A 12,800-nucleotide genomic window follows, 5' to 3' on the forward strand; every position below is an offset into this window, starting at 1 on the left:
TATTTATTTTTTTATGGTTAAAACTGTGTAAATTCTATTAATGGTTTCGTTACCCGTTTTGCTTTTTATTTCTTCTCCTTTTTCGGAGATTTTCATTCTTTTAAAATGACTTTGAGAAATCAATTCTTCCAGTTCGGAGTTGTTGTAAAGCCTAAAATCATAAGCCGTAAATGGTAATTTCTCCATAAAATCTTTTTGGGCAAACGTTAAAACAAAAGTTCCGCTGTCTTTTAGAACCCTGTAAATCTCGTTCAGAAAATCGACAGGATTCTCCCAGAAATAAACCGTATTTACCGTAAAAATTTTATCGAAAACCTCATCCTCAAAAGGAAGTTTTTTTCCTTCATATAAAATAAATTCAGCCTGATCTTTAAACTCTTTATTCAGATTTCTGGCTTCTTTATTCATGGTTTCAGAAATATCAATTCCTGTGTACTTCAGTTCTTTGGCTTTATCTAAAATATTTTTAAGATGTCCTGCATTTCCGTGACCAATTTCAAGGATGTGCTCATTATCTTCAATTAAAAGTGTTTTGATGCTTTCCAGCGTCATCCCAATATTGGTGGCATTCATCATTTCACCGATCTCAATGCCTTTTTCACCCTGTGGATTGGCAAGGTTCTGTGCTAATATTTTTAAATCTTTTGCTTCCATTTTATCCAAAAATAATCATTGGGGTAGCATTCACAGGATGCGGACAGATCGTGCATGGAAAGTTATAAGCTTGAGAAATATTCTCTGAGGTAAACACCTCTCCCGGAGTTCCGTAAGCCGAAACTTTCCCGCCTTTCATCAACAGAATTTTATCTGCAAACTGGGCAGCAAGATTCAGGTCATGCAAAACTACGATCGCTGAATTGGCATTGTTTGTAAATTTTTTAATGATTTCCAAAGCTTTATACTGATGTTTTACATCAAGATTGTTTAAAGGTTCGTCCAAAAAAACAAGCTTTTGCTCGATTTCATTTTCAAGCTGAGCCATTACTCTCGAAAGATGCACCCTTTGTTTTTCGCCTCCTGATAAAGTGTTATAATCTCTTTCTTTCAGATGATAAACATCAGTTTCGTACATCAATTTGTTCATCGCTTCGAAATCCTCTTTTCTAGGTTGAGAATCAAAATAAGGATATCGCCCCATCATTACTACATCTTTTACCTGTAAAGGAATTTCATTGGAATTGTGCTGAGAAAATTTAGCTTTATGAACCGATAATTCTCTGACTTCCCATTCATAGATCGATTTATCTTTAAACAGAATGTTCTGCTTCCATTGCTTTACTTCATTGGCAAGAATACTGAGCAAGCTTGATTTTCCGGCTCCGTTCGGACCAACAATAGCCAGAAATTCACCATAATTTAATGACACATCTACACCATCCAAAATATGGAAATCTTTGTGAAGATAATTGATCTGATGCGCTTTTATCATTAGAGTGATTTTTTAAATTTAATTAAAATAGCAATGAAAATCGGACCACCCATCAATGCCGTCAAAATACCGATCGGTAATTCCGAAGGCTGTACAATACTTCTGCTGAATGTATCGGCAACCAAAAGCAAAATACTTCCGCAAACTGCAGACAAAGGCAAAATGAAGGTATAATTTGATTTAAATAAAAGCCTTAAAATGTAAGGCACAATCAAACCTACAAAACCAATCGTCCCTGAAAAAGCGACACAAGTTCCGACCATTAAAGCCGTTATAATCACAATCTGCTTTTTTAGTTTTTCAACATTGATTCCTAAATGCTGTGCATCTTTTTCACCCAACATCATTGCATTTAAAGCTTTCCCTTTTGGAAGAAGAACCGTGTAGGAAATGATAACAACGACTGCCAAAACAATATTTTTCGTCCAAGTTGCAGCTGCCAAACTTCCCATATTCCAGAAAGTAAGGTCTCTTAACTGCTCATCTTTAGATATATAAATCAAAAACCCGGTGATCGAAAAACCGATTGCCGTAATCGCAACACCACTCAGCAACATCATGACAACATTGGTTTTTCCACCGCTTGTAGAAATCCTGTAAACCAGCATCATTGCCAATAAAGCTCCTATAAAAGCCGCGATACCTGTGAGTGAAAACTGAACCATCTCAGGAAGATATTCTTTGAAATACCCTCCTAAAACAATTGAAATTGCGGCAAGTAAAGTCGCTCCCGAAGTAAGACCTATTAAATCTCCCGTTGCCAAAGGATTTTTGAATAATCCCTGTAAGCTTGTTCCTGAAACCGCCAACATACTCCCAACTAAAATCGCCATCACAATTCGAGACGCTCTCACATCCCAGATCACATATTTATCGCTTAACTGTAAATTCGGATCTCCCTGAATAAACTGAATTAAAACCGTAAAAGGCGAAACCCCATTGAAATCATAAACGCCAACATAAAGTGCCACAATTGCCAGTATAACCAGCAAAAGGACACTCGTGACGAAATAAAAATATAATTTATTTTGTGTTTTCAACTAATAATTTGTTTAATGCAACTGCAGCCTCACCCAATCTAGGTCCGAAACCTGAAACTAAACCTCCGTCCATAGCGATAATTCTCTTGTTTTTACCCGCATTGGTTTGAGAAACACCAGGCATTTCCAAAGCGCCCTTATTTCCACCAGAACTTTCAAGACCTGATGAGAAAAAGAATAATACGTCCGGGTTGGCTTTCACAACCGCTTCCGGAGTTAAAGGTTTGAAATCTTCAAAATCATTTATTGCGTTTTCACCTCCTGCAAGACCGATCAAAGCGGCCATTGGCGTATTTTTACCGGAAACCATCATCATATTACCTCTTGCGTAGATAAATAAGACTTTCGGTTTTTTAGCTAATGGCTGAATTTGCTTAAAATCTGCATCAATTTTATCGTTTAATTTCTGATAATCTGTGTTGCCGATAGCTTTTGCTACATCAGTAATCAATTTTTTGGTTCCTTCTACCGAATATTCCTGCTTGAAAGTCTCGGTTTTGATTCCTGAAGCCTTGATTTTGCCCATCAATTCCGGATTGATGTCTTTATCTGAAGCTAAAATCAACGTAGGACTCACTGCCATGATCGGCTCAATAGTAATTGATCTTACGTGACCTAAATTCTCAGCAGAAGACTTTAAAGATTCAGGATAGGTACTTGTAACATCTGTTGCTACAATTTCCTTTTCGTGGCCTAAAGCCGCTACGATTTCTGTAATTCCTCCATTTAAGGTTACAATTTTATGATTTGATTTCGGAGTTTCAGCAACCACTTCATTTCCGTTTTCGGTAGGTTTATAAGCTTCTTTTTTGCAAGAATACACTGCCATTAAAACAGAAGCTGCAAGGATGAATTTTTTCATTTTATACTGATTATTATTGGATTATTACAAAGGTTCAAATTCAAAGTTCGGATGACCACGTTCTCCGCTATCATTTTTCATTTTATTAAATCTTAATTTAAAATAAAATCCTTCGGCATCTTTTATCACAAAGAATCGATCGGTATGAACAAATGCACTTGATGTGGTATTATCCCCGGTTGTAGTTCTCCATTTCTCACCGATAGCTCTGTGATCATTAAAAATAAACTTTGTCTCGTCTATATTTGCCAGTTTAAAATTGTTGTATTCCTGATCTAAGTTTGAGCTTACTGTAACCTGATAAGCACCAACACCACTTGCTGTATTTGTAATTACGTAATCTGCATAGAAATAGGTTCCCTGACTTACGCCATTTAGGAATACTTCATTAATAAAAGTTGTAAATCCTAAATCCCAGTTATTTTTTGTAGGATGAATATTTACTTTTGCCCCTTTTTCGATACTGAAAAAATTAAAGTTATAATCAGGATCTTTTGTCATGATAAACTCCTGATGTGTAGTATCATTAATATTGGCGTATTTAATTTTATAGCCATTCGCTATTCTTATAAACTGTACTTTTTTCCAGCCTCTCGCATCACCAACTAAGGTAACCGATCCGGGAGCCACTACAGTGCCGCTTGTAGGAAGACCTCTACCCATATTTACAAGATAGATCGGGTTTTCATTCTCATTTGTTTTAACCTCGGCAATTCCTGAAGTCTGTGCTAAAAAATTTCCGTTCGGATTATCTACAAATTGTAAATTGGTGCTTGTGAATGTTCCGACCTGTACTTGTGTCATTAAAGCATTAACGTCGGTCTGTTTTACATTATCAATATTTGTAGCGCCCGAAATTTCACCTGCTGCCATCGCAATTGATCCGTTCATAATAATTCTGAATTCATCACCGTTATAAAACCCAAAATCCCAGTCTGTTCTTTTATTGACACGTGAATCGCTCACGTTACTAAGATCGATCCAAACCTGATTAGGCTGTGTTCCGCCCATATTCTGCTCATCACCGTGAACATTGGGTGCTACTACAGAACCTGTCATTGGTGGTACTATAACAATATCTTCATCTGCAGGAAGACAAGACTGTACTGCTACAATGCTAAGAATAAATAATATTTTTAAATATTTCATATCTGATTTTATTTTTTAAAACTGAAACATTAACCTTGCGAAATAACTTCTTCCGTAGAATAGATTTAACCTGTCTGTTCCGGCATTATGACCTGTAGATGAAGCAGTAGAATTGTTTACACTCGTCACATCAAATATATTTTTCACACCTACAGAAAGTTCTAACCGTTTGTTCCAAAACGGCTGGCTCACGATAAAATCCATCATATGAAAATCATCCACTGTACCCAAACGGAAACCTTCGCCTGTATTTACATATCTTCTTGCCGGACCTGTGAATTTATAATATAGCGCAAAAGAAGTTAAAATATCTTTCAGCCTATAAGTAGCTGATGCTCCTGCCTGAAAGTTGTAATAAAAATCTGTAGGAGTAGAATACTCAAGCTCTGTCATATCAACAGAAGTACCCAATAATGAAGCTCTCAATCCTAAAGCAAACTGATTTTTATTGAAGTCTACGTTTGCAGAAAATAGCATGCTCTTGTACTTATCAAGATTCATAAACTTATATGTTGAAGGTTCTTTTACCATCACCATTTCTATTCTGTCTTTTACATCCAGATATAAAGCGTTCGCTCCGTAAGAAATCTTCCAGTCGTTCGATGCAGTAAAGCGCTGATCCCAGAGTGCACTGATGGAGTATCCTTTTTCAGGATTCAGGTTTGGATCTCCCTGAATATCGTGATTAATATTCACCATATAAGTAAACAGCTCATCATAAGTAGGATATCTGTTCGCAGTACCAAAAACAGCTCTTAAATTAGAATTTTCTGTGGTTTTCAGACGTGTGGAAATTGAGTAATTAAACTGATTATCAAATCGGTTGCTTGCTGAAAATCGTGCTCCGGGTCTTAATGAGAATTTATCTGAAACATTCCACTCCGCTGAAAGAAAATTTGAATAGGTAAAAATTGCGCGGTTGATATTTTCACTGTTAAATTCACCAGCAATAAGCGCAGCAAATCCGTTTGTATGATCTAATTCATACCCAAGCTGGAAATCAAACTTTTTATTATCTAAAAAATTACTGAACATTCCTCTAGAATAGATAACATCCGTATTGTAATAAGATCTCTCCTCCCCCTTTGTTCTGACAGATCTTTTAGGAATATCATAGTTATAATCAAAATATCTTCTATCCTGAGTCTGATAAGAGAAATCTCCCATATAGTTGATATGCCCTAATTTCGACTGAACATTTAGCTGATGAATCCATCTCTCCGTATTGTATTCTCTGTCTGTACTTTCGTAAGTGACACCTCCCATTCCGTCGTTAAGAGGTTCGCGAATCACAATTGGATTATAAAAATTGAATTTTTCGTTTAAATAAGAAACTTTGTAGAATAATGATGTTTTATTTTTTGTGTATCGGAGAATAGCTGATGCATCATATTGGTCTTTCGGATTCCAGTCCATCCCTCTGGTTCTGGTTTTATCTGAACTGTCAAAGAACTTATACCCTTCTCTACTTCCTTCATATCCCATGAACTGATTATGATTAAAGCTGATTCCTGCAAACCAGTTTGAATTTAAATTATAATCAACATTAAGATTCTGAATATGCCTGCCGTTTCCTTTCTTCTTTATATCATAGCTATCACGTACAGTTTCCTCCTGTAAAGATGCTCTTACGCTGATTTTTTTTGTTGTATTTTTCCTTGTAATGATATTGATTACTCCTGCAAGAGCACCATTCCCATATTCAACCCCCATGCTTCCTTGTACAATTTCTATTCTTTCGATATTATTAAGGCTCAGTTTAGTAAGGTCGATATTGCTTCCCAAGCCTGTATCACCAACAACCGGAATATTATCTATCAAAATCTTTACGTAATCTCCTCCAAGTCCTAAAATATTTGCTGTCGAGTTTCCGGAATCAGTATCCGGTGTGATCAATATGTTTAAACTTTGGTTTAAAACTTCTGCAACATTTGTAGCGGCCAAATTTTTAATCTTCTGAGCATCGATCACTTCTACTTTATAAATAGACTTATCGATTGATTGCTGCATATATTGTCCGGTAATAATAACTTCTTCTATTTTTTTCTGTTTTAGAGAATCTTGCACCTGCGCTTTTATACATAAAAACACAGACATTGTAAGTATAGAAAGTACTTTCTTCTTCATGGATGCAAAAAAATTTTGACAAATATAGCGTTTTATTTAGAACAATTAAAAATAATTATTTACTTTTGTAGAATAATTCTAAATAAACATAAAATAAATATTTTACTTATGAAAACAAAGCTACTATTAGCCTCTCTATTAGCTGTCGGTGTACAACAAACCGTGCTTGCACAAACAGATGCATTGGGTTACACCACCGTAAACCTTACAATGGGGCCTGCTTATGCAAATCGCGTATTCTTTGATTTTTCTGGTAATAATACCGTTTCTCAGGTAGGAGACAACTGGGATATTGCTTTCTATAGAAACAGTGCAATGGATGTGGGTGTAAAGATTAATGATGCGAAAAATGCAACTGTGTATCAGGTTTCTGCTACTCCATCAGATTTCGACACCGTTTTACCATCTCAGAAAAGCACTTGGGGTAGTCCACTTTACAATCCTGATATTACGACACGTATTCAGGACGGAGCATTTGATCAGTCAAATTTATTACCTGCAGGTCCTTTCAATTTCGGATGGGGCAACTATGATATCTTAACACATAAAGTAAACGGACAGGTAGTTTTTGTAATTGATTATGGTAATGAAAATTATTACAAATTCTTTATTTCTGAATTTTCTGCCGGTTATGCATTTAAATATGCACAATGGAATGGAACATCTTGGGGCGCTACACAAACTAAGACTTTAGCAAACGGTACAGATGATGCTTACTTCAACTATTTCTCTTTTACTACAGGAGATAAAGTTCCAAATATGGAACCACCAAAAGCTAACTGGGACTTAATGTTTACAAGATATTATACCTATTATACTTCTCCAATGGGTTCTATGATGTATAAAATGGCAGGTGTAATTCAGAGCCCGAACACAACCGTTGCGATGGTAAGACCAGAAACACAGGAAACCGCTACATTTACAGCTCCTGCATCAACCGCATATTCAAACAACATTACAACAATTGGTCACTCTTGGAAGCCAACGACTGGTTTTTACACCGATGCAGTTTATTATGTAAAACAGGGTTCTGAATATTACAGAATGTATTTTATTTCAAACGGTGGTACAACCAACGGAAATATGTACTTCAAATACAAAAATATTACCTCAACATTAGATATTACCGAAGTAAGCAAAAAAGCATCTTTCGGAATTTATCCGAACCCGACGACTGCTGATAAAAAAGTTACGGTTTTATTTGATGTAAAAGAAAAAGCAAACAACAAAGGAAGCGTTGAAGTTTATGATCTTACAGGTAAGAGTGTTTACAATGCAGAATTAAGCAATCAGACAGGCTTCTACAAACAAGATATGAATTTATCTCACCTTCCGTCAGGAAATTACATCGTGAAAATTTCTTACGGAGGCAAAACAGAAGCAAAAAAACTTATTGTAAAATAAGACGATGTAAATAGTGAATCAGCTTTGCTGTCAAGATTAAATTTTAAAATTGACAATTATCTGCAAAGCAAATTAACAATTTACTTTTTTAATTAATACTTTCTATTTTTTCTAATAAAAAGGCAGTTTCAAAGAATGATGAAACTGCCTTTTGACTTCTAGCTTCTAGCTTCTAGCTTCTAGCAAAATTAATAAATCTTAAAACCTTTGTAAACCTGCGCCGATTCTTCAGAGATTTTGGATGCATTTTTTCTGAATTCCATTAAATGATCTGTTCCGTTGTGAGCATTGTGATGCTCTACACTTTCCCAAAGTTCAACAAGGAAAAAAGTTCCTTTATTTTCTTTGTCTTCGATAAGGTCGTATTGCAGGCAACCCGCTTCTTTTCTGGTTTCTCTTACCAAAGTCTGGAACAATTCTACAGCTTCCATCAAGTGATTCTCTTTAAACCTGAACAATGCAATGATATGTAAATTCATGTATTATTTTTAGGCTATAAATGTAAATTATTTTTGATTTTATTCTAAAAACAATTCTGCTAAATTTTTCACAAAAAAAAATAATGTCTTTATTTTAAACGCAAAGGGCGCAAAGTTTTTTTAATATCAGCTTGTATATTTTCCGTTCGCAAAGGCGTTTGACTTCGTCGAATCTTCTATTTCACTCAGCTAAGGTTTGTAACACATTCAGATGACAAGCTAAATCTTGAACTTTAAATTTTAAATCTTGAATTAAAAAACTGATTTAAAAATCGTGATTGAGCTCATTACAATCACCAAAGTTCCGATGATGATGAACATGTTTTTCACAGGAAGCTTTGCAGTAAGCATTGCGGAAAAAGGCGCAGTAATAATTCCGCCAATTAAAAGTCCTAAAATAATATTCCAGTGTTGAATTCCCAAAGTAAAAAAGAAAGTTACTGCTGCTGTAATGGTTAAAATAAATTTAGCAACCGTCGAACTTCCCACTGCAAATCTTGGCGTAAAAGAATTTTTAATTAAAGTTCCCGTTACCAAAGGTCCCCATCCTCCACCTGCAAATGAATCGATAAATCCGCCGATGATTCCCAATCTTGTAAGATTTGTTTTTTTCTTTAAAGATTTATTCTGTTTTGGTTTAAAAGCATTCGAGAAAATTTTAAATCCAAGATACAAGGTGTAGAAAGAAATAATTGTTTTGGTAATTTTAGAATAATATTCTCCTAAATAAGTGAGAGAAATAGCTCCGATAATCGCTCCAATTATAGCAGGAATGGCCAATTTTTTAACCAAACTTTTGCTGACATTTTTCAATTTAATATGACTGATACTTCCTGCTGCCGTCGTAAAACTTTCCGCGGAATGAATACTCGCACTTACTGCATGCGGAGGAATTCCCAAAAATAAAAGCGTCGTTGTACAGATCACACCATATCCCATTCCCATTGAGCCGGCAACAACTTCAGCAAAAACTCCAACCAAAAGCATCCAATAAAAAATGTAGTTGTCTGTGGCAAGAATTATCTGAAGTTCATCTAAATATCCCAAGCTGTAAAGCGATATAAATGCAATGACCAAAACAATGACGGTGATCAGAAGTACATTGAGCCTGAACTGAATTTTCGGGGTTATTACCATAAAATATAATGTTTAAAAAAATGAAACATTAAGGGATTTAATTTTTTAAGAATTTAATTTGTTTACAAATCTTAATCATTCTTTATAACTTATCAATCTTAATGGTTAAATGTTTAGGTTTTAAAATTTATAAAATCATCACCGCACCAACGGTTGAATTGCTTGTTTCATCAATCAGAATAGCATTTCCGGTTGATTTGCTTTCTTCGAAACTGTCAAAAACCAAAGGTGACGCCGTTTTTAATCTTAATTTTACCACTTCATTCAGTTTGATACTTTCTGTAATTGGCGTTTGTTCAAGAGTATTCACATCAATTTTATATTCGATTTCTTTGATGATTGCTTTCAGGGTTTTGCTTTTATGCTGAATAAAATATTTGTTGCCTTCATTCAGTTCTTTTTTGTCGAGCCAGCAAACAACGGCTTCAAACTCATTTTCAACTTTAGGCTGCTGATTGGTTTTCACTAAAAAATCACCACGACTGATGTCTATATTATCTTCAACATGAATCACTGCAGGTTGGTTGGTAAATACAAATTCGGTTTCTTTTCCCCCTGTTTCTATTTTTGAAATTTTGGTCTGAATATTTTGTGGCAGAACTGTAATCTCGTCTCCCTTTTTATAAATTCCAGAAATCACTTCTCCGGCATAACCTCTGTAATCATGCAGTTCATCGGTTTGCGGACGAATCACATACTGCACCTGAAATCTAGGGTTTTCATTTTCCTGATTGCCGTTGATCTCTACATTTTCCAGAAAGTTTAAAAGAGTTTCTCCGTTGTACCAATCGGTTTTTTCAGATTTAGAAACAATATTATCTCCATGAAATGCCGAAATCGGAAAATAATTAACGTTTTCCAGCTTCAGTTTTTTAGCAACCAGTTCATATTGTGCTTTAATATCATTGAAAACTTCTTCGGAATAATCAACCAAATCCATTTTATTAATGGCCACGACAACATTTTTCATCTTTAATAATGAAGCAATAATCGAATGTCTTCTTGTCTGTTCAATTACTCCTTGTCTTGCATCAATCAGAATGACAATTAATTGTGAATTTGAAGCTCCCGTAATCATATTTCTGGTGTACTGAATATGTCCAGGTGCATCCGCAATAATAAACTTTCTTTTCGGCGTCGAAAAATATCGGTACGCCACATCAATCGTGATTCCCTGCTCTCTTTCGGCTCTCAAACCGTCCGTTAGAATCGCAAGATCAATTCCGTTTTCGTTTTTATTTTTTGATTGTTTTTCCAATGCTTCAAGCTGATCAATCAGTATATTTTTGCTGTCGTAGAGAAGTCTTCCAATCAGCGTACTTTTGCCGTCGTCTACACTTCCTGCAGTTATAAATCTTAGTATGTCCACGTTTATTTTATTAGTAATGAGTAATTGGTGATGAGTAATTAGGTTAAGGTTAAGGTTGAGATTAAAGCTAAGGTTGAAAACTTAATTTTGTAAACTTCCAGCTTCCCTCATCCATCTTCCAGCTTAAAAATAACCTCCTTTTTTTCTATCTTCCATCGCAGCTTCTGTCACTTTATCATCGATTCGGGTTTCGCCACGTTCGGAAATTTTTGAAGCAGTAATTTCGTTGACTACCTCATCCAAAGTTTCGGCTGAACTTTCAACAGCTGCAGTACAGGTCATGTCTCCTACTGTTCTGTAACGAACTTTTTTATTCACAATCGTATCGCTTTCATCAATCTGGATAAAATCTGAAACGGCAATCAATTGTCCGTCATATTCAATCACATCACGGTTGTGGGCAAAGTAAATTGACGGGAGTTGTATGTTTTCTTTTTTAATATAATTCCAGACATCCAATTCTGTCCAGTTTGAAATCGGAAAAACTCTTACGTTTTCTCCTTTATTGATTCTTCCGTTGTAAATATTCCACAATTCGGGACGCTGAAGTTTTGGATCCCATTGTCCGAACTCATCACGAACTGAGAAAAAACGTTCTTTAGCTCTGGCTTTTTCTTCGTCTCTTCTTGCTCCTCCAATACATGCATCAAACTGAAATTCTTCAATGGTGTCTAATAAAGTATGTGTTTGAAGCCAGTTTCTTGAAGCAAATTTGCCTTTGGGTTCGGTTAATTTTTTAGCTTTAATCGTATCTTCTACTTTTCGCACAATTAATTCGGCGCCAAGACTTTCGGTAAAATAATCTCTGAACTGCAATGCTTCCGGAAAATTGTGTCCTGTATCGATATGTACAAATGGAAAAGGAATTTTCATCGGAGCAAAAGCTTTTTTCGCCAAATGAACCAAGGTAATTGAATCTTTTCCGCCACTGAAAAGCAAGGCAGGTTTTTCAAACTGAGCCGCAATTTCGCGCATAATGTAAATGCTTTCGGCTTCCAGTTGTTCGAGATAATTTAGTTTATAGTCACTCATTATTATTTGAAAGATTAAATGTGAATTAATGTGAATGCAGACCGCATTCTTTTTGTGAAGTTTCCCACCACCAACGTCCTGCTCTGGGATTTTCGCCTTCTTCAATAGCTCGAGTACAAGGTTGGCAACCTACACTTATGAAGCCCTTTTTGTGTAAAGCTAGTTCCTGAACTTTATTTTGTTCCAGATAATTGAGAACGTCCTGATAAGTCCAGTTGATTAATGGGTTGTATTTGTATAGATTTCTTTGCTCATCCCACTCCAGAATCGGCATATTTTCACGGTTTTCCGATTGTTCGGCACGAAGTCCGGTAATCCAGACTTTAGCACTTTCTAAAGCACGTTTTAAAGGCTTCACTTTTCGAATGAAACAACATTCCTTCCTATTTTCTACGGAATGATAGAAAGCGTTAATTCCTTTTTCTACAACATATTTTTCAACATCGGCAGATTCAGGAAAATAAACTTCAGTTTTCTTTTTGTAACGTGAATTGTTTTTTGAAAGTAAATCGTAATGCTCATAAAAAAGTCGACCTGTGTCTAAGGTGAAAACTTTTATCGGTAAATCATTTTTAAAAATAGCATCGGTAATAACCTGATCTTCCTGACCAAGTGAAGTTGAGAAAACAACTCCTTCTAAAATTTTAGACGAAATAAACTGTAATCCGCCTTCTAAACTAAGCTGCTGTAAGGTATTTATATCTTCTTTTGAAAACATAATTTTTTGTTTGATACCAACAAATATCGAACAAAAATATTATCCTACCAAATA

Annotated in this window: 12 protein-coding genes; 1 reads left to right on the forward strand and 11 read right to left on the reverse strand. The window is 35.4% G+C overall.

Features of this window, described 5'->3' with window-relative positions; genetic code table 11:
* Nucleotides 1-3 precede the first annotated feature (3 nt).
* From BM371_RS13800 to BM371_RS13825, 6 genes are read right to left on the reverse strand one after another with little or no spacing between them, the layout of a single operon-like run.
* Nucleotides 4-654: a class I SAM-dependent methyltransferase gene (locus BM371_RS13800; RefSeq protein ID WP_034678623.1), complete on the reverse strand. Its 651-nt coding sequence runs from the start codon at nucleotides 652-654 to the stop codon at nucleotides 4-6.
* A 1-nt stretch (nucleotide 655) separates the two neighbouring features.
* Nucleotides 656-1,429: a heme ABC transporter ATP-binding protein gene (locus tag BM371_RS13805; protein ID WP_034678624.1), complete on the reverse strand. Its 774-nt coding sequence runs from the start codon at nucleotides 1,427-1,429 to the stop codon at nucleotides 656-658.
* Nucleotides 1,429-2,469, reverse strand: a complete 1,041-nt coding sequence (locus BM371_RS13810) for a FecCD family ABC transporter permease (RefSeq protein ID WP_034678627.1) — start codon at nucleotides 2,467-2,469, stop codon at nucleotides 1,429-1,431. The genes BM371_RS13805 and BM371_RS13810 overlap by 1 nt, the downstream gene beginning before the upstream one ends.
* Nucleotides 2,453-3,331 (reverse strand): heme/hemin ABC transporter substrate-binding protein, encoded by an 879-nt coding sequence (locus BM371_RS13815; protein ID WP_034678628.1) that lies wholly within the window; start codon nucleotides 3,329-3,331, stop codon nucleotides 2,453-2,455. The genes BM371_RS13810 and BM371_RS13815 overlap by 17 nt, the downstream gene beginning before the upstream one ends.
* Nucleotides 3,332-3,355: 24 nt before the next feature.
* The gene (locus tag BM371_RS13820; protein ID WP_034678630.1) at nucleotides 3,356-4,480 is read right to left on the reverse strand and encodes an HmuY family protein; all 1,125 of its coding nucleotides are present in this window, start codon (nucleotides 4,478-4,480) and stop codon (nucleotides 3,356-3,358) included.
* A 15-nt stretch (nucleotides 4,481-4,495) separates the two neighbouring features.
* Nucleotides 4,496-6,607: a TonB-dependent receptor plug domain-containing protein gene (locus BM371_RS13825; protein ID WP_034678632.1), complete on the reverse strand. Its 2,112-nt coding sequence runs from the start codon at nucleotides 6,605-6,607 to the stop codon at nucleotides 4,496-4,498.
* A gap of 108 nt (nucleotides 6,608-6,715) precedes the next feature.
* Here BM371_RS13825 and BM371_RS13830 point away from each other — a divergent pair, with 108 nt between their 5' ends.
* Nucleotides 6,716-8,011 (forward strand): T9SS type A sorting domain-containing protein, encoded by a 1,296-nt coding sequence (locus BM371_RS13830; protein ID WP_034678634.1) that lies wholly within the window; start codon nucleotides 6,716-6,718, stop codon nucleotides 8,009-8,011.
* Nucleotides 8,012-8,199: 188 nt separating this feature from the next.
* Here the strand turns inward: BM371_RS13830 and BM371_RS13835 are convergent, their stop codons facing one another.
* From BM371_RS13835 to BM371_RS13855, 5 genes are all read right to left on the reverse strand, one after another.
* Nucleotides 8,200-8,490: a putative quinol monooxygenase gene (locus tag BM371_RS13835; RefSeq protein ID WP_034678636.1), complete on the reverse strand. Its 291-nt coding sequence runs from the start codon at nucleotides 8,488-8,490 to the stop codon at nucleotides 8,200-8,202.
* Between the two features lie 252 nt (nucleotides 8,491-8,742).
* Nucleotides 8,743-9,627 carry a sulfite exporter TauE/SafE family protein gene (locus tag BM371_RS13840; RefSeq protein WP_034678637.1) on the reverse strand — a complete coding sequence of 295 codons (885 nt, stop codon included), beginning with the start codon at nucleotides 9,625-9,627 and terminating at the stop codon, nucleotides 8,743-8,745.
* 127 nt (nucleotides 9,628-9,754) lie between these two features.
* Nucleotides 9,755-10,996 (reverse strand): sulfate adenylyltransferase subunit 1, encoded by a 1,242-nt coding sequence (locus tag BM371_RS13845; RefSeq protein WP_034678638.1) that lies wholly within the window; start codon nucleotides 10,994-10,996, stop codon nucleotides 9,755-9,757.
* 123 nt (nucleotides 10,997-11,119) lie between these two features.
* The gene (gene cysD / locus BM371_RS13850; RefSeq protein ID WP_034678639.1) at nucleotides 11,120-12,028 is read right to left on the reverse strand and encodes a sulfate adenylyltransferase subunit CysD; all 909 of its coding nucleotides are present in this window, start codon (nucleotides 12,026-12,028) and stop codon (nucleotides 11,120-11,122) included.
* A gap of 25 nt (nucleotides 12,029-12,053) precedes the next feature.
* On the reverse strand, nucleotides 12,054-12,746 hold the full coding sequence (locus BM371_RS13855; protein ID WP_034678640.1) for a phosphoadenylyl-sulfate reductase: 693 nt from the start codon (nucleotides 12,744-12,746) through the stop codon (nucleotides 12,054-12,056).
* Nucleotides 12,747-12,800 lie beyond the last annotated feature (54 nt).

The sequence above is a fragment of the Chryseobacterium formosense genome (assembly GCF_900116415.1).
Classification (GTDB): Bacteria; Bacteroidota; Bacteroidia; order Flavobacteriales; family Weeksellaceae; genus Chryseobacterium; species Chryseobacterium formosense.

Coding starts and splice junctions, on each gene's coding strand:
- BM371_RS13800 (WP_034678623.1), bottom strand. CDS start 654: ATGGAAGCAAAAGATTTAAAAATATTAGCACAGAACCTTGCCAATCCA.
- BM371_RS13805 (WP_034678624.1), bottom strand. CDS start 1,429: ATGATAAAAGCGCATCAGATCAATTATCTTCACAAAGATTTCCATATT.
- BM371_RS13815 (WP_034678628.1), bottom strand. CDS start 3,331: ATGAAAAAATTCATCCTTGCAGCTTCTGTTTTAATGGCAGTGTATTCT.
- BM371_RS13820 (WP_034678630.1), bottom strand. CDS start 4,480: ATGAAATATTTAAAAATATTATTTATTCTTAGCATTGTAGCAGTACAG.
- BM371_RS13825 (WP_034678632.1), bottom strand. CDS start 6,607: ATGAAGAAGAAAGTACTTTCTATACTTACAATGTCTGTGTTTTTATGT.
- BM371_RS13830 (WP_034678634.1), top strand. CDS start 6,716: ATGAAAACAAAGCTACTATTAGCCTCTCTATTAGCTGTCGGTGTACAA.
- BM371_RS13835 (WP_034678636.1), bottom strand. CDS start 8,490: ATGAATTTACATATCATTGCATTGTTCAGGTTTAAAGAGAATCACTTG.
- BM371_RS13840 (WP_034678637.1), bottom strand. CDS start 9,627: ATGGTAATAACCCCGAAAATTCAGTTCAGGCTCAATGTACTTCTGATC.
- cysD (WP_034678639.1), bottom strand. CDS start 12,028: ATGAGTGACTATAAACTAAATTATCTCGAACAACTGGAAGCCGAAAGC.
- BM371_RS13855 (WP_034678640.1), bottom strand. CDS start 12,746: ATGTTTTCAAAAGAAGATATAAATACCTTACAGCAGCTTAGTTTAGAA.